The sequence below is a fragment of the Streptomyces sp. TG1A-60 genome (assembly GCF_037201975.1).
In the GTDB taxonomy this organism is placed as follows: Bacteria; Actinomycetota; Actinomycetes; order Streptomycetales; family Streptomycetaceae; genus Streptomyces.
The window spans coordinates 4,333,080-4,349,865 of sequence record NZ_CP147520.1; the positions used below are offsets into that span (position 1 = coordinate 4,333,080).

At 68.7% G+C, this 16,786-nt stretch carries 9 protein-coding genes, 4 tRNA genes and 1 pseudogene; 6 read left to right on the forward strand and 8 right to left on the reverse strand.

Annotation, left to right across the window (positions count from 1 at the left end):
- Nucleotides 1–93: 93 nt before the first annotated feature.
- The 5 genes and pseudogenes from hrpA to WBG99_RS18720 form a co-directional block, all read right to left on the reverse strand.
- Nucleotides 94–4,079: pseudogene (hrpA, locus tag WBG99_RS18700) on the reverse strand (ATP-dependent RNA helicase HrpA).
- A gap of 136 nt (nt 4,080–4,215) precedes the next feature.
- A tRNA-Phe gene (locus WBG99_RS18705) sits at nt 4,216–4,289 on the reverse strand.
- Nucleotides 4,290–4,313: 24 nt separating this feature from the next.
- A tRNA-Asp gene (locus WBG99_RS18710) sits at nt 4,314–4,388 on the reverse strand.
- 36 nt (nt 4,389–4,424) lie between these two features.
- Nucleotides 4,425–4,497, reverse strand: a tRNA-Glu gene (locus tag WBG99_RS18715).
- 104 nt (nt 4,498–4,601) lie between these two features.
- Nucleotides 4,602–6,314 carry a metallophosphoesterase gene (locus WBG99_RS18720; protein WP_338897392.1) on the reverse strand — a complete coding sequence of 571 codons (1,713 nt, stop codon included), beginning with the start codon at nt 6,312–6,314 and terminating at the stop codon, nt 4,602–4,604.
- A 303-nt stretch (nt 6,315–6,617) separates the two neighbouring features.
- Between WBG99_RS18720 and WBG99_RS18725 the strand changes: the two genes are divergently transcribed.
- From WBG99_RS18725 to WBG99_RS18745, 5 genes are all read left to right on the forward strand, one after another.
- Complete coding sequence (locus WBG99_RS18725; protein WP_099505412.1) at nt 6,618–6,968, forward strand: metallopeptidase family protein; 351 nt, start codon at nt 6,618–6,620, stop codon at nt 6,966–6,968.
- A gap of 259 nt (nt 6,969–7,227) precedes the next feature.
- Nucleotides 7,228–7,767, forward strand: coding sequence for a hypothetical protein (locus WBG99_RS18730; protein WP_338897393.1), 540 nt, complete (start codon nt 7,228–7,230; stop codon nt 7,765–7,767).
- A gap of 396 nt (nt 7,768–8,163) precedes the next feature.
- Nucleotides 8,164–10,392 (forward strand): DEAD/DEAH box helicase, encoded by a 2,229-nt coding sequence (locus WBG99_RS18735; RefSeq protein ID WP_338897394.1) that lies wholly within the window; start codon nt 8,164–8,166, stop codon nt 10,390–10,392.
- Nucleotides 10,393–10,714: 322 nt separating this feature from the next.
- Nucleotides 10,715–10,787: transfer RNA gene (locus WBG99_RS18740), tRNA-Lys, on the forward strand.
- A 333-nt stretch (nt 10,788–11,120) separates the two neighbouring features.
- Nucleotides 11,121–11,690 (forward strand): hypothetical protein, encoded by a 570-nt coding sequence (locus WBG99_RS18745; RefSeq protein ID WP_338897395.1) that lies wholly within the window; start codon nt 11,121–11,123, stop codon nt 11,688–11,690.
- A gap of 1,259 nt (nt 11,691–12,949) precedes the next feature.
- Here WBG99_RS18745 and WBG99_RS18750 read toward each other — a convergent pair.
- The 3 genes from WBG99_RS18750 to WBG99_RS18760 are packed head-to-tail and all read right to left on the reverse strand — an operon-like array spanning nt 12,950 to nt 16,404.
- On the reverse strand, nt 12,950–14,179 hold the full coding sequence (locus tag WBG99_RS18750) for a hypothetical protein (protein ID WP_338897396.1): 1,230 nt from the start codon (nt 14,177–14,179) through the stop codon (nt 12,950–12,952).
- 24 nt (nt 14,180–14,203) lie between these two features.
- Nucleotides 14,204–15,742: a site-specific integrase gene (locus WBG99_RS18755; protein ID WP_338897397.1), complete on the reverse strand. Its 1,539-nt coding sequence runs from the start codon at nt 15,740–15,742 to the stop codon at nt 14,204–14,206.
- Nucleotides 15,739–16,404: a helix-turn-helix transcriptional regulator gene (locus WBG99_RS18760; RefSeq protein WP_338900393.1), complete on the reverse strand. Its 666-nt coding sequence runs from the start codon at nt 16,402–16,404 to the stop codon at nt 15,739–15,741. Before WBG99_RS18760 ends, WBG99_RS18755 begins: the two co-directional genes overlap by 4 nt.
- A 111-nt stretch (nt 16,405–16,515) precedes the next feature.
- Here WBG99_RS18760 and WBG99_RS18765 point away from each other — a divergent pair, with 111 nt between their 5' ends.
- Entirely contained in the window at nt 16,516–16,755 is a 240-nt protein-coding gene (locus WBG99_RS18765) for a hypothetical protein (protein ID WP_338897398.1), read from the forward strand.
- Nucleotides 16,756–16,786 lie beyond the last annotated feature (31 nt).

Sequence of the window (16,786 nt, forward strand, 5' to 3'; positions counted from 1 at the left end):
GCAGTCCGCGCCCTGTTGCCGCGCTGGCCTGCGAGAAGAGACTGTACAGGAGCCGGAGGGCCGCGGTCGAACTCACCGACCGTGCAGGGGCCGTTACGGGACCGCCGCGTCGATCGCCTTCACGATCCGCTTGTCGGAGACGGGGTAGGCCGTGCCGAGGGCGTGGGCGAAGTAGCTGACCCGCAACTCCTCGATCATCCAGCGGATCTCCAGGACGGAGGAGGGGACGGGCCGGCCCGGGGGAGCTGCTCCAGGAGCCAGGCGTACTCGTCGCGCATCTCGTGGACCTTCTCCATACGGGACGTGTCCCGATGGACGCCGGTCGGCATCTGCTGGAGGCGTCGGTCGGCCGCCACCAGATAGCGCATCAGGTCCGGGAGGCGGCGAAGTCCCGCCTCCGTCACGAAACCGGGCTTCACAAGGGCGTCCAGCTGCCCCCGTACGTCCGTGAGGTTGGCGAGGAGGGTTGGGCTCCGCGTGGACTTCAGACGGCGCTCACAGGCCTGCCAGGCGGCCAGCACCTGCTGCACCTGACCGACCGTGCGGACCGTCGTGTCGACGATCTCGGCTCGCACCTTGTCGTACAGCTTGCGGTACGACGACTCGTCCCACGCCGGCCCGCCGAAGTCGGCGATCAGCTTGTCGGCCGCCGCCATCGCGCAGTCGTCGAACAGGGCCTGGATCGAACCGTGCGGATTCGCGGACAGCGCCAACTTCTGCGCGTTGGTCAGCTTTTCGGAAGCGAACTTCGCGGGGTTGACCGGGATGTTCCGCAGGATCAGCCGGCGGGTGCCCTTCCACATCGCCTCCGCCTGCTCCGCCTCCGTGTCGAAGAGGCGTACGGAGACGGTGTTCGCCGTCGGTCCGTCGTCGACGAGGGCCGGGTACGCCTTCACCGGCTGCCCGGCGCGGCGCGTCTCGAAGACGCGGGTGAGCGAGCCGATCGTCCAGTCCGTCAGGCCCGTGCGCTCCAGGGACTCGCCGCCCTCGCGCTCGGCCGTGGCCGCCGCGGCCTGGGAGAGGGCCTTGCGCGCCCTCGGCTTCAACCGCAGTCGCAGCGACTCCAGGTCCTTGTCCTCGGCCAGCTTCCGGCGCCGCTCGTCGACGATCCGGAAAGTGATCTTCAGGTGGTCGGGGACGCGGGACCAGTCGAAGTCCTCGGGCGTCACCGGCACGCCCACCATGCGCTTCAGCTCGCGCGCCATCGTCACCGGCAGTGGCTCCCGCAACGGCACGGCCTGCTCCAGGAAGCGCTGCGCGAAGTTCGGCGCCGGTACGTAGTTCCTGCGGATCGGCTTCGGCAGCGATCGGATCAGTTCCGTCACCAGCTCCTCCCGCAGGCCCGGGATCTGCCAGTCGAAGCCCTCGTCCGTGACCTGGTTGAGAACCTGGAGGGGGATGTGGACGGTCACGCCGTCCGCGTCGGCGCCCGGCTCGAACTGGTACGTGACCCGGAACTTGAGCTGTCCCTGGCGCCAGGAGTCCGGGTAGTCGGCCTTGGTGACCGCTTCCGCCGACTCCCGGATGAGCATCTCCCGCTCGAAGTCCAGGAAGTCGGGCTGCTCGTGCCGCTCGCGCTTCCACCAGGAGTCGAAGTGCGCGCCGGAGACGACGTGTTCGGGGACCCGCTGGTCGTAGAAGTCGAAGAGCGTGTCGTCGTCGACCACGATGTCCCGGCGCCGGGCACGGTGCTCCAGCTCCTCGACCTCGCTGAGGAGTCTGCGGTTGTCGGCGAAGAACTTGTGGTGCGTACGCCAGTCGCCCTCGACGAGCGCGTTGCGGATGAACAACTCGCGGCTGGCCTCCGGGTCGATCCGGCCGTAGTTGATTTTCCGCTGGGCAACGATCGGTACGCCGTACAGCGTGACCTTCTCGTACGCCATCACGGCCGCCTGGTCCTTCTCCCAGTGCGGCTCGCTGTACGTGCGCTTGAGGAGGTGCTCGGCGAGCGGTTCGACCCATTCCGGCTCGATCCTGGCGTTGACGCGGGCCCAGAGGCGGCTCGTCTCCACCAGCTCCGCCGACATCACGAACCGCGGGGGCTTCTTGAAGAGGGCCGAGCCCGGGAAGATCGCGAACTTGGCGTTCCGCGCGCCCAGGTACTCGTTCTTCGCCGTGCCTCTCCCGCTCTCCCCGCCGGCGTCCTTCACGTCCTTCATACCGATGTGGGAGAGCAGGCCGGCGAGGAGGGAGAGATGGACGTGCTGCTCGGGGGCGTCGTCCTCGTTGAGGTGGATGCCCATCTGCTTGGCCACGGTCCGCAGCTGGCTGTAGATGTCCTGCCACTCGCGGATGCGCAGGAAGTTGAGGTACTCCTGCTTGCACATCCGGCGGAAGGACGACGAGCCGCGCTCCTTCTGCTGCTCGCGGACGTACCGCCAGAGGTTGAGGAACGCGAGGAAGTCACTCGTCTCGTCCTTGAACCGGGCGTGCTGCTGGTCCGCCTGGGCCTGCTTGTCGGCGGGGCGTTCCCGCGGGTCCTGGATGGAGAGCGCGGCGGCGATCACCATGACCTCACGGGCGCAGCCGTTCTTGTCGGCCTCGACGACCATCCGGGCCAGGCGCGGGTCGACGGGCAGCTGGGAGAGCTTGCGGCCCATCTCGGTGAGGCGCTTGCGTGCGTCCTTCTGCGCCGGGTCAAGTGCGCCGAGTTCCTGGAGCAGCTGGACGCCGTCGCGGATGTTGCGGTGGTCCGGCGGGTCGATGAAGGGGAACTTCTCGATGTCGCCGAGGCCGGCCGCGGTCATCTGGAGGATGACGGAAGCGAGGTTCGTCCGGAGGATCTCCGCGTCCGTGAACTCGGGCCGCGCGTCGAAGTCGTCCTCGCTGTACAGGCGGACGCAGATGCCGTCGGACGTACGGCCGCAGCGGCCCTTGCGCTGGTTGGCGCTGGCCTGGGAGATCGGCTCGATCGGGAGGCGCTGGACCTTCGTACGGTGGCTGTAGCGGGAGATGCGGGCGAAGCCCGGGTCGATGACGTACTTGATGCCGGGGACCGTGAGGGAGGTCTCGGCGACGTTCGTGGCCAGAACGATCCTGCGGACTGTTCCCGCGTCGGGCCGCTGGAAGACGCGGTGCTGCTCGGCGTGCGAGAGCCGGGCGTAGAGGGGCAGGACCTCCGTGAAGCGGTACTGCTTCTTGATCAGCGCGTCGGCGGTGTCGCGGATCTCCCGCTCTCCCGAGAGGAAGACCAGGATGTCGCCCCTGCCCTCTCCCTGGAGTTCCTCGACGGCGTCGCAGATCGCGGTGATCTGGTCCCGGTCGGCATCGTCGCCGTCCTCTTCGAGGAGGGGGCGGTAGCGCACCTCGACCGGATACGTACGGCCGCTGACCTCGACGATCGGGGCGTCGCCGAAGTGGTGGGAGAAGCGCTCGGGGTCGATGGTCGCGGAGGTGATGACGACCTTGAGGTCGGGGCGCTTGGGCAGCAGCTGCGCCAGATACCCGAGCAGGAAGTCGATGTTGAGGGACCGCTCGTGGGCCTCGTCGATGATGATGGTGTCGTAGGCGCGCAACTCGCGGTCCGTCTGGATCTCGGCGAGCAGGATGCCGTCGGTCATCAGCTTCACGAAGGTCGCGTCCGGGTTCACCTGGTCGGTGAAGCGGACCTTCCAGCCGACGGCCTCCCCCAGGGGTGTCCGCAGCTCCTCCGCGACACGCTCGGCGACCGTACGGGCGGCGATACGACGGGGCTGGGTGTGCCCGATCATGCCGCGCACGCCACGCCCCAGCTCCATACAGATCTTCGGGATCTGGGTCGTCTTGCCGGAGCCGGTCTCGCCCGCGACGATGACGACCTGGTGATCGCGGATGGCCGCCGCGATCTCGTCCTTCTTCTGGCTGACCGGCAGCTGCTCGGGGTACGAGATCGCCGGCACGCGTGCGGCGCGCTCGGCCATACGGGCCTCGCCCTTGGCGACCTCCGTCTCGATCTCGGCGAGGACGGCGGCCCGGGCCTCGGGCTTACGGATCTTGCGCGCGCCTTCGAGCCTGCGCCCGAGCCGGTGCGCGTCGCGCAGGGACAGCTCGGCCAGGCGGGGGGCGAGGGCGCCGAAGGCGGGGGCGGGGTGAGTGGACATACGCGACCCAGGATCTCACCTCCGGGAAACGAGGGGCGAACGCTTTTGTGTCCGGTCGAGGAGAGGAGGGGCGGACGCCGTTTCCAGTGAACGACGAAGTCCCCCTCCGGTAGCCGGAGGGGGACTTCGTTCAATGTGGCTGGGGCCGGGGTCGAACCGGCGACCTATCGCTTTTCAGGCGATCGCTCGTACCAACTGAGCTACCCAGCCGCGATGTTTCACGTGAAACACCAGCGGTCCTGACGGGATTTGAACCCGCGGCCTCCACCTTGACAGGGTGGCGAGCACTCCAAACTGCTCCACAGGACCAAGGATGCGTACGACAGTCTCGCACACGTTCTTGCGTGCCCCCAACGGGATTCGAACCCGTGCTACCGCCTTGAAAGGGCGGCGTCCTAGGCCGCTAGACGATGAGGGCTATCGGCCCGCCTGGGCGCTTCGCAGCGCGTCGGGGACGTGAGAAGCATATGGGATGGCGGGAGGTATCGCCAAAACGGTTTACGGGACCGCTCGCGCGGCGGGTCACGGGCCGCTCGGTGACCCGGCGCCCGACCCTTCGGGCGATACGCCGGGTGAGGTGTCCGGTGATGCGCCGCGCGAGGTGCTGGGGGAGGTGCCGGGTGCTGTACCGGGTGAGGTCTCGGGTGACGTGCTTCCCGAGGGGGGCGGGGGCTGGTTGGCTCCGGGCTGGTTCTCCTTCGGGAGGTGGCGGCTGACCTCGGCCGTGGTGAGGCCCAGGCCGCCCAGTTTGATCTGGTCCCAGGCCTGGAGGCGGTGGCTGTCGCGGTCGAGGTAGAGGACCGAGGCCTCGATGGGGGCGGGATACTCCCCCTCCAGAGCGCGCAGCCCGCTGCCGCCGGTGGAGCCCTCGATCCGGAGGCGGGTGCCCTCGTCCAGCACCTCCATCTTGGGGCGGTGCACATGCCCGGCGAGGACGAGCGGCACGTCGCCGTCCGTCTCCCGGGCGGCGTCCGGGTTGTGGGCGACGGCGATGTCCACAGGGGTGCCCGCCGCCTTCTGGGCGCGCAGGGCGGCTGCCAGACGCCGCCCCGCCGCCTCCTCCGAGGGGAGGTCCGCCTTGTCGGACGAGCGGTCCGGGGTGAACTGCGGGTCGCCGATCCCCGCGAACCGCAGCCCGCCCACGGTCACCGCCTTCCCGTCGTCGAGGACGTGCGCGTTGTCGATGCCCTCCAGATAGCGCTGGGTCGAACGCGAGTCGTGGTTGCCGCGGACCCAGACGTACGGCGCCCCGAGGTCGGCGATCGGGTCGAGGAAGGCGTTCTCGGCGGCGGTGCCGTGGTCCATGGTGTCGCCGGAGTCGACGATGACGTTGATCTCGTACTGCGCCACCAGCGACGCGATGATCCTCCAGCTCGCGGGGTTCAGATGGATGTCCGAGACGTGCAGGACACGGATCGTGGTCGGGTCGGACTGGTACGCGGGGAGCGTGGACGTGACGTCGTACAGCTTGGTCACGTTCGTCACCAGACGCGCCAACTCCTTCTGGTAGACGTCGAACTCGGTGACGATGTTGCGCGCGTTGCCGACGATCGACGGTGCGGAGGAGAGCAGCCCCGAGAACTTCGGCTCCAGGACCGAGTTGGCGTTCCAGGTGGCGGCGGCCGTCCCGCCGGCGCCCGCCAGCAGTACGAAGGCGAGACCGCCGGCGGCGAGGGCCCGGCGGGGGCGCCGGTACACGGCGAGGCCGAGCGCGGTGGCCCCGGACACGACGGCGACGCCCGACCGCAGGGCCAGGTCGAGGGTGCCGTGCTGGACGTCGGAGGCGATCTCCTCCTGCAGCCCGGAGATCCGCTCGGGGTGGTCGACCAGCGCCTGGGCGCGCTCCGGGTCGAGCTGGTCGACGTTCACGTCCAGGCGAACGGGAGCGTTGTGGCTGCTCAGCTCCAGGGCGCCGAGCGGGGAGACGTTGATCTTCGTGCCGCCGGTGAGGGACGGGCGCAGGGCCATCGTCGTGTTCATGGGGCCGACGGGGGTGCGTACGTTCCCCACGATCAGCAGGCCCAGCCAGGCACCCAGCAGGACGACCGCGACCAGGCCGAGGACACGCCCCCAGGGGTGGGGGTGGTGGACCAGTTCGAGGGTCGGGTGCAGGCGGCGCGAGCGGTAGTGCCGCGCCAGTGCGCGGGGGGCGTGCGGCAGGGCTCGGGGGATGCGGCGCAGGGCCGTACGCAGGGCGTTGACGACGGTGGCGGGGGCGGCGGGGACGCGGGCCATTGGGGCCGTATGCCCAGGGGTGGGGGCGGATATGCGGTGGCTGGGTCGGGGGCCTGGTCTGTGTGCCTGGGTGGGGCGGGGGTGCAGCGGGGGAGCTGGTGGCCTGGACGCCCTTCTGGGCTCGCGTCTCTGGCGTGGCGGGCGTAGCGCTGGTGTCTGTGGCGTGGCTGGTGTCCGTGGCGTCCCTCGTGTCTCCGGCATCGCTTGTACCGCGTGTATCGCGCCGTATCGTCGGTGTCCCTGGTATCGCTTTGTGTCCCTGGTGTCTGCTCGTACGAGCGGGTCGTGCATGACAATGGCCGTGTGCTGGAGATGACGCGCGAGGAGTTCGAGGAACTGGTCGCCGAGGCGCTGGACCGGATCCCGCCGGAACTGACGCGGCTGATGGACAACGTGGCGGTGTTCGTCGAGGACGAGCCGCCCGCCGACGACCCCGAGCTGCTCGGGCTCTACGAGGGGACTCCGCTCACCGACCGCGGGGAGTGGTACGCGGGGGTGCTGCCGGACCGGATCACGATCTACCGGGGGCCGACCCTGCGGATGTGCGACACACGGGAGGACGTGGTCGCGGAAACCGAGGTGACCGTGGTGCATGAGATCGCGCACCACTTCGGCATCGACGACGCGCGGCTGCACGCGTTGGGCTACGGATAGACGGTCGCCGACTCTGGCCGGGCGGGCTGGGGCCCGGTGGCCGTCGCGGCCGATGGCTGAGCCCGGGTCGCGGGCGCGGCCGATGGCTGGGTCCCGGTCGCGCGTGAGGGCTGAGTTACCGGTCTCGCGCGAGGACTGAGTATCCGTCAGGGCCGGGGGACGAGTCCACGTCGCGGGCGAGTCCGACGCGTGTCTTCTTGTGGGCGGCGGGAGTTGGGCAGGGGGACTCCTCTTCCCGCCCCCCTCGGAGGTGGCCGCCGTGCGCGCCTTGAACGTATCCGTCCGTCTGGCCGCCACGGTCATGGCCGTCGCGGCAGCCGCCGGCTGTATGAGCGTGGGGGACGACGGGCGGAAGCCCGGGCCGTCGCCCTCCGCGGGACAGCGGGGCGGGGTGAAACCGGACGGGGGCTCCGCCGTGACGGGCGGAGGCGGTACGGGATACCAGGCCGGGCAGGGGAAGCGGCATGGCTCCGCCTCGCCCGACCCTTCCGCGTCCGAGTCGGCTTCCCCGGCCGCGAAGCCGTCCGGGGCCGCGAAGCCGTCCGGGAAGACGACGCCGCCGAAGGACGGCACGGGCGACGGGAAGGGGAAGCGGCCTGAGGAACCCGAGCCGACGAAGGGGGTGCCGTCGCCTGCGCCCACGCCGCCGGAGCCCGAGCCCGAGCCTGAACCGGAGCCGACGAAGCCGGTGGAGTCGCCCTCGCCGGAGCCCTCCGCCGAGCCGTCGTCGTCCGCGCATGCGCAGGGGGCGCAGCTGGCGGAGCGGGAGCCGGCGCCTCGGGCGGGGGACGCGGTGTAGGACTTCGGTGGTCGGGCGGGGTGTCCGTTCGGGTGGGGCGCCCTGGTTGTTTGTCCGTTCGGAGTCCGCGCGGGGCTCCGCCCGCGCACGTCTTCCGCGCATCGGCACCCGGCGCCGCCCCTCCCCCTCCCCCTTCCTCTCCGCAGGCCTGGTCGCACGTGACCGCGACTGGCTAGCGCCTGCCGCTGACCTGCGGGTATGGGACCGGTTTGCCTTGGGGGGCGGTGGGTGCGTATGGTGGTAGATCGTTTGATCCCATTTGCCCGGCGCCACCGCAGAGCGCGCCGTGTGGCGCGTACTCTCCTTTGCCGTGGCGGACCGCATAGAGGCGGTCGTGTGCGAATCACGGAGTTGACGGGCGCGTGCCGACGAGACTCCGGAAGGTTTCGCATACGCATGTCCATTTCCAGTACTGATCACGTCGTCGTGCCCGAGAACGGCGAGGACGTCGAGGGCGCCCAGAGCGCCTCCGTCGAGGCGGCCCCCGAGGGCACCTTCGCGGACCTCGGCCTCCCCGAGGGCATCGTGCGCAAGCTCGCGCAGAACGGCGTGACCACCCCCTTCCCGATCCAGACCGCGACCATCCCGGACGCCCTGGCCGGCAAGGACATCCTCGGCCGTGGCCGCACCGGCTCCGGCAAGACCCTGTCGTTCGGCCTGCCGGCCCTGGCGACGCTGGCCGGCGGCCGGACCGAGAAGCACAAGCCGCGCGCCGTCATCCTCACGCCGACCCGTGAACTCGCGATGCAGGTCGCGGACGCGCTGCAGCCGTACGGGGACGTCCTCGGGCTGAAGATGAAGGTCGTCTGCGGCGGTACGTCCATGGGCAACCAGATCTACGCCCTGGAGCGCGGCGTCGACGTCCTCGTCGCCACCCCGGGCCGTCTCCGCGACATCATCAACCGTGGTGCCTGCTCCCTGGCGAACGTCCAGATCGCCGTGCTCGACGAGGCCGACCAGATGTCGGACCTGGGCTTCCTGCCCGAGGTCACCGAGCTGCTCGACCAGATCCCCGGCGGCGGCCAGCGCATGCTGTTCTCCGCCACGATGGAGAACGAGATCTCCACCCTGGTCAAGCGCTACCTCAACGACCCGGTCACGCACGAGGTCGACGCCGCGCAGGGTGCCGTGACGACCATGTCGCACCACATCCTCATCGTGAAGCCGAAGGACAAGGCGCCGGTCACGGCCGCCATCGCCTCCCGTAAGGGCCGCACGATCATCTTCGTCCGCACCCAGCTCGGCGCCGACCGCGTCGCCGAGCAGCTGCGCGACTCCGGCGTGAAGGCCGACGCGCTGCACGGCGGTATGACGCAGGGGGCGCGCACGCGGACCCTGGCCGACTTCAAGGACGGGTACGTCAACGTCCTCGTCGCGACCGATGTCGCCGCGCGCGGCATCCACGTCGACGGCATCGACCTCGTGCTCAACGTCGACCCCGCCGGTGACCACAAGGACTACCTGCACCGCGCCGGCCGTACGGCGCGTGCCGGGCGTACGGGCACGGTCGTGTCCCTCTCCCTGCCGCACCAGCGCCGCCAGATCTTCCGGCTGATGGAGGACGCGGGCGTGGACGCCGGGCGTCACATCATCCAGGGCGGTACGACGTTCGACTCCGAGGTCGCCGAGATCACCGGCGCCCGGTCGATGACCGAGGTCCAGGCCGAGTCCGCCGGCAACGCCGCGCAGCAGGCCGAGCGCGAAGTCTCCCACCTCACCAAGCAGCTGGAGCGGGCCACGCGCCGCGCCGCCGAGTTCCGCGAGGAGGCGGACCGGCTGACCGCGCGTGCCGCGCGTGAGCGGGGCGAGGACCCGGAGGCGGCCGTCGCCGCCACCGCCGCGGAGGCCGCCACCGCCGTCGAGACGGACGGCGCGCCGGTCGAGGCCCCGGCCACGGTCGTCGAGCAGTCGACCGAACGCCCGGCGACGTACGAGCGCCCCTCGTACGACCAGCCGCGCCAGCGTCGCGAGGAGCGGGGCAGTGGGGCCGGCGGCGAGCGTCGTGACAGCGACCGTGGTGACCGCAACGACCGTGGGTTCCGCCGGGACGACCGCCGTGATGGTGACCGTGGTGGACGTTCGTTCGAGCGTCGGGACGGTGACCGTGGTGGGTTCCGCCGGGACGACCGCCGTGACGGTGACCGTGGTGGACGTTCGTTCGAGCGTCGGGACGGTGACCGTGGTGGGTTCCGCCGCGACGACCGCCGCGACGACCGCCGGGACGACCGCCGTGACGGTGACCGTGGCGGACGTTCGTTCGAGCGTCGGGACGGTGACCGTGGTGGGTTCCGTCGCGACGACCGCCGTGACGGTGACCGTGGCGGACGTACCTTCGAGCGCCGTGACGGTGACCGTGGCGGACGTGCCTTCGAGCGTCGCGACAACGACCGTGGCGGGTTCCGCCGGGACAGCGACCGTGGCGGGCGTTCGTTCGAGCGTCGCGACGAGCGCGGTGGGCACCGGGGCAGCGACCGTCCGTTCAACCGTGACCGTCAGGGCGACCGTCCGGGCTTGCGCTCCGGAGGCCACGAGCGTCCGTACGGCCGTCGTGACGACCACCGCGGCACCGGCGGCTCCTCCTTCGGCCGCCGCGAGGACAAGCCGCGCTGGAAGCGCAACGGCTGACGTCTGACAGACACACGAGGGCCCGCCCGACTTCGGTCGTGCGGGCCCTTCCGGTTTCCGTCGGCGGGTGCGACGTGTGCGGCCGGCGGGGCGCGGCGACACGAGGGGTGCCGGAGCCGATCGGTCCAGGGAACCGACCGCCGCCTGGCAGAGGCGGGTGTCACACGGCCCGCACGCCGGCCAACTCGCTCGACTTCCGCCGATCTTCCGCCCGTTCTGTTCTGCGGCGGACCTTTTTGCGGCCTTCCGACGCGGCCGGGTCACCGATACTCGATCGGACTCCGGGCCGCATCCGGCTATGCTCGGGGAGGCAACATCGCCTGGGCCCTTAGCTCAATTGGCAGAGCAGTGGACTTTTAATCCATTGGTTGTGGGTTCGAGTCCCACAGGGCCTACGGTTCGCGGGTGGGGGTTACCTCCTCTGACCTGCGGTGCGGCGCCCGGGTCGGCTTCGGCTGGCTCGGGCGCTGCTTCGTTTTCCGGCTCGTGCGTGAGCGATGCGTGAGCGGATGTTCGATCAGGGCCGCACGTTTGGTGGTGCTGACAAGATCCCTCGCGGGCTCGTCTGCGAGGCTTCGCAGCGACGAGGCGCCTCTCGCCCCCCGTGCCGCGGTAGCCGACGGATCGGCCGCAGCCGAAGGGATTACTGCGTGCGGGGACAGCGTGATCCCACGCAGCTTTAGGCTTGGGCACGCGAACAACGCGTAGGCACGAGAGGGCTCCTGCTGATGGCCAAAGAGATCACCGATGCTGTGACACGCTGGGATATCTCAGCGGCAGACCTGCCCGAGACGGTGCTGACTGCCCCCACGGGTGGCCGCGTGTTGCTGCTGCCGGACTCAAGCATCGACGGGATGGCCGTCTATCGGGACGACGTGGCGGGCTTGATCAAGACGCTGCGACACCGTGGCGTTGACATTGACTTCGCGTGCGCGCGAGAAGACCGCCGCTATCTCAGTGAGTACGGGGCCATTGAGGTGGTGGCCACCGTCGGTATCGCTGTGGCCACCACGCTCACCACCGATCTGGTCAAGAGCATCGTCCTGACTGCCTGGCAGCGGGCACGCTCCTCACTGGGGCCCAGCTGTCCTGATGAGGAGGTCGATGAGGCGCGTGTGACGGTCAAGATCGCTGAGATCGTACGGACCGAGAACGAAACAGTCATCCGGGGTCTGGAGATCACCAGCCGGCTGGCAGACATCGAGAACCTTATCCAAGCGGCCGTGACCGACCCGGCCCGTGCCGAGCTTCCCCCAGCAGACCCGGACGATGCCACTCCGGAGGACACCACTGGATGAGAGTTTCCGGCCTCGTCATTCGCACCGGGGTACCTTTGCCCCCGGCATCAGGCCCTGTGCGCCTGGCCATGATGCACCAGGACGGCGTAACAGCTCTGCGAGAATCCATCCGCCTGTACGGGCAGTGCTCTCGCAGCATCTCCCTCGCCTGGGGCCTGTCCCTGGCCCGCCTTCCCTCCTGGACATCTACGACACAGGAGATCCACCGCCGCGGACTGTGGACGATGAGCGCCCAACGGGACTTCCTGATCCACGTGTGGTCGCAAGCCCGGCGCCAACTGCGAGCCAACATCGCGGCGCGCGCCCTGTCCTCTCCATGGCCCATCGGTAAGCCCATCTCCGATGGGCGGGGCCACCGCCAGTACCTGGCGATGGCGCGTTCTCTGCACCTGCCGCACGACACGTCCCAGCTCACCGATCCGTGGAGTGGCCTGGAAGCGGCGGCACGCACCTCGCTCGCCCGTGCAGTGGACGCCTACAACTTCCTTGAGGACAGCGAGCTTTCCGAACTCGCTCACCGACACGCTCACCACGTCGCAGCCCTCGTAGGCGGACTCTTCGGCTGCAACATCGAGTACTCCGACGACACTTACTGGGACGTATGCCGAGTCTCGCTCATGCACAGCAGATGGGGCATGTCTGCTGGCTTCACTGCGACTCGCAATTGTTCCTTGTGCGAGCAAGACATCGATTCCTGTCCGCACCTGCTCGATACCCGATACGACATAACCGTGCGGCGTGACGCTGAAGGTGCGTGCAACGTTTGCGGCAGGCTCAGCTGTCCACACACCGCTGGTGAGACCGTCTCCGCCTTTCCGCGGCCCGTCATGTCCCAGTTGCAGCTCCATGAAGTGAGTTTGGTGTCCCGGCCCAGAGATCCCCTGGCCCGCTTCACCAAGATTGAGCTGAGCCGAGAGGTCCTCCGCCGCAGCTTGGGAGAAGACCCGACGGGGAGAGACGTTTCTTGCTACCGATGCCTACACCCCTGCAGCGGATTTAGTCAGCTGCCGAACCTGGACTAGGACCTGCCCTGCGCGGCGCCCACAGCACAGTTAGGCGCCACCTCAGCGGCCGCCCTGGTGGCCGAAGCGCCCTCGTCAGTGCGTGCGGAGTGATGAAGATCCGTGTGTGTTTGAGGGCGCCCAGCGGCTCCACTCGGTTGCAGCTTCCTGGACGCGGCGGTCGACGTGTGTCCGTCCCACACTAGAACCGCGTAAGCCACCCATCGGCGCAGGTCGGGGAGATAGGATCCGCCAGCGCTACTGCGCAGGGCCCACAGGGGAGGGGGGCGCTTCCAGAAGCTCCTCGATGGCCGCTACAGCGTCGGTAAGCCGACGGTAGACCTGTGCCGAGCGTCCCATGCGCTTCAAGCCGCGCTGCAATGGGTCGCGCATATGCTTTTCGCAGACAACGAAGTCCGCGTACCCGGCTGCACAGGACAGGTAGACCATGTCTGTCAGATCATTCCGTCGCCACGTTGTGCCCTTGTTGAGGTGTCGGCTCTGCAGCATTTCCCGGAAGAGGCCGACGGCCGGAGCCCCTCCGATAGCGCGCACCCATCCCTTGACGCCCCACTCGCGGAACAACTCCTGCGGAACGTCTGCCGCAGCCGCCTCTTCAGCCAATTCCTGCTGCAGGTCCTTGACGAGATGGAGGTCGATGGCCCTGCGCTTCTGCTGTGAGTCCTGATCCAGTTCGTCTAGCCAGTCACTGAAGCGTTGGCTCGTCGCCATCCATCCGGTGTCCGGTCCCTCCTCGACCCGCTGGGTGTCGAGCATGGCATCAATGGAAACGGAGGCAGTGAGCAGCGCCTTGGTTTGGAAAGCCAAGCGATTCTGTGGCGTTGGCGTTTGGGCAATACCAGCCCACCGGGTGGGGGCGTATAGGGCGTCCGGGGCGAGAGTGAAGACCGGGGCGGAGCGTACTCTGCCGGGCCGGTCCATTCGGTGGCAGAAGGCATCATGAAGCTCGTTCCGCCGGACCTGCAACGGATCACGCATCTGCCAGCCGCGGCTGTACTGCAAGATCGTTAGTCCGAGGTCGTAGCGCTTGTCCGTGCTGAACCGCTTGCCGGTCTCGAAGTAGTGGCCGGCGGAGGCAGGTAGGACGATTCGACGTTGGGCCACCCACTTCTTGAGCTTTCGGGCAGCGACCCGGTCCACCTCGCTGCTCTTCTCTGCGCCGCGATCGGCGTTGCTCAGCAGGCTCCACTGGTTCTGGTCGAGGTACACGACGAGCCGTCTTGCCAGCTGATCGCCGGTCCCTTCCAGCGGCATCTCAAAGAGGACCTGATCGCCGCTCAGAGTGGTGGCGAGGAGCGCTCCGTAAGCCGGGGTGAAGTCGAGCCGGGCTAGGACGCTCGTGTCATCGAACGGGGACGGGTCCAACGGAAGCCGGGCCTCCTTCCCGTCCGAACGGGTGAAAATGGTGCACGCCGCCGCGCGGTCCATCGTGATCAGGGTGATGGACAGGTTGCTCTCGTTTTCCATGACAGCAATGCTGCGCGGTTTTTCTCATGATGTGGCCTGATTTATTTCTGCGGCCTTGCCAGGGCGGGCGCGTGGCACTAGTCGGACGGCTGCTTCAGCTGCTGCCTGGTCGACCTCGGGGAGCAAGCTCGTGTACGTGTCCGAGGTCAGCGTGATCGTGGAGTGGCGAAGCATTTCCTTGATCGTGTGGAGGTCGCCGCCACCGCCATGGGTGAGGGTTGCCGACACATGACGTAGATCACGAAGGGTAATCGGCGGTAGGTCAGTGCGGGCCAGGATCTGCCGGAAGGTCTCTGACGCGGTCTCGGGGTGGAGCCAGGCGCCGTTCTCCCGGGTGAACACCTTGCCAGTGTCCTGCCAGGCGTCACCCCACTTCTCCCGCTCCTTCAGCTGGCGGGCGCGGTGCTCGCGCAGGGCTGCGATGTTCAAGCTGTCCAGGGCGATCGTGCTGGCGCTGCCGTCCGTCTTCGGCTCGGACTCGTACGTGTCCCAGCCGTCCACCACGATTTCCTTGGCGGGCGTGATGAGGCCGTTGTCGAGGTCGATCTCGTGCCAGTCCTGGCCGACTGCCTCGCCACGACGGAGGCCACGGGTGCCCATCAGGTGGAAGATTGCGTACAGGCGGTCGCCTTCGGCGGCGTCGAGGAAAGCGCCGAACTGCTGCGGGGTCCACACCATGACCGCGCTAGGGATCTCGCCCGTCGCGCGCCACCGCCGGACCCGCTCTTCCGTCCACAGGAGGGGCTTCGGGCGCCTGCCTGACTCCAACTCGACATGGGACGCCGGGTTGAAGGTGATCAGCTGCTGGGCGATCGCGGAGTTGAGGGCCGCGCGGAGCGTGCGGCGGATCGCCTGACGACTGGCCGGGCCGGTTATCTTCCGGAACGGCTTCATCTCCGCCAGCTTGGCCCGTTCGGCTGCGAGCAGCTTCCGCTCGGCTCCTACCGGGCGTCCGGGCTTGCTCGGCTTGCAGCGGGCGATCTGCTCACGCCGGGCTTCGTTCTCAGCCGCGGTCACCTCGTTCTCGTCGGCGATCGCGTCGAACATCTCCACCAGGTGGCCGACGTTGAGGCGGTCGAGGCGTACCTGCCCGATGCGGGGCTTCAGGTGGACGCGGATGTGGGACGCGTAGCCGTTGAGCGTGGTCTTGCGGCGCTTCTTCGCGGCGAACCACTGGTCGAGCCACTCGCCGACGGTGAGGCTGCCACGGAGGGCCAGACCGGCCCGCAGGCGGCGGCGGGTCTCCTCGATGGCTGGCAGTGGGGCCTTCTCGGCTGCTACCTCCTCCAGCATGACGACGAGGCGCTGGAGGCTGTCAGGATCGTCCTTGTCCGCCAGGGCGAGCAGGGAACGGAGGTGGTCGAGGTCCGCCTGAGCGTCCTTGAGGGCCTCATAGCCGGCGCGGGAGAAGGAGCGGCGGGTGCCGTCCTCGTGGGGCGGGAGCTCCTGGCGTATGGAGTATGAGCCGTGCTTGCGGCTGGAGAGCTGGGGGCACTTCTTGCCGAGCGGTTTGCCGGTCTTGGGGTCGCGGCAGTAGCAGCGGCGGTGGGTGGAGCCTTTCAAACGCGTTCCTCCGGGGTGGTGTCGGGTTCTTCATCGGGTGGGTCGACGTCGCCCAGCGCGGGTGGCAGATGGGGTGGGGTGGCGCCGTCCTCGCGGAGTTCGCGGCGAAGCTGGCGGAGGGTGTACTTGGCGGAGATGGCCTGGTCGGCGTACTTGGTCCGCTTGCGCTCGGCTTCTTCCTGCTGGGCACGGCTGGTGGCTGTCTTGGCTGCGAACCGTGCCCGCTCTTCCTCGTCGAGTGCGGCGAGGGCGGTCTGTACGAGGCTGGCGTGATGCTCGAAGTCGGGGACCAGACCCGCGTCGTACATGGGCATTTCCTGCTCGCCGGTGAAGCGACGTAGTGCGTCCCAGGTAGGGATGAGGTCTTGGAAGGGGAGTTCCTGAGTCTGCTCGACGTAGCCCACCGGGAAGATCAGGCAGACCGGGTACGTCTCCAGGGCGGCGGCCAGGGCCATGACGTCCACAAGGGGGAGGTTGGCCCGGCGTCCGGACTCCATGTTGGCGATCACGTTGCGCGGGATGGGATGCCCGAGTTCCTCGCAACGGTCCGCCAGGTCCTGCGCGCTCCATCCCATCTCCTTCCTTCTCCGCCGGACTTCGCCGGCCACGTTGGCCTTGATCCGATCCGCCCACTCCGGGAAGTCGTCCTCATCAGCATCCACACCGTGTTGTGTCATGAAGACACATTAACTTGGTCATGATGGTTGCTGCACGCCTGGAGCCGGACGTGATGGGCACGTTCGCCGAGGGCTGTACCGAAAGGGGTGCACTGCATGCGCGAAGACGCGACGACTGGACAGCTGAAGGGCTCGAAGGGGATGAGTCGGGAGGAGCTTCTGGCTCTCCCCGTGGCTGTTGATCTGGAGACCGGCAACCGGGCACTGGGGCTCGGTCGGAGCAAGGGCTATGAGCTGGCGAAGCGAGGTGAGTACCCGTGCAAGGTGCTGCGGCTGGGCAACGCCTACCGGGTGGTGACCGCGGATCTGCTGGAGCTGCTCGGACTGGCGGCGTGAAAGCGGGGCAGCGTAGCAATCGGTTCTGCGC

Bases quoted from the DNA above. Each gene is read 5' to 3' on its own strand.
- WBG99_RS18720 (WP_338897392.1), bottom strand. From the start codon at position 6,314: ATGGCCCGCGTCCCCGCCGCCCCCGCCACCGTCGTCAACGCCCTGCGT.
- WBG99_RS18735 (WP_338897394.1), top strand. From the start codon at position 8,164: ATGTCCATTTCCAGTACTGATCACGTCGTCGTGCCCGAGAACGGCGAG.
- WBG99_RS18745 (WP_338897395.1), top strand. From the start codon at position 11,121: ATGGCCAAAGAGATCACCGATGCTGTGACACGCTGGGATATCTCAGCG.
- WBG99_RS18750 (WP_338897396.1), bottom strand. From the start codon at position 14,179: ATGGAAAACGAGAGCAACCTGTCCATCACCCTGATCACGATGGACCGC.
- WBG99_RS18765 (WP_338897398.1), top strand. From the start codon at position 16,516: ATGCGCGAAGACGCGACGACTGGACAGCTGAAGGGCTCGAAGGGGATG.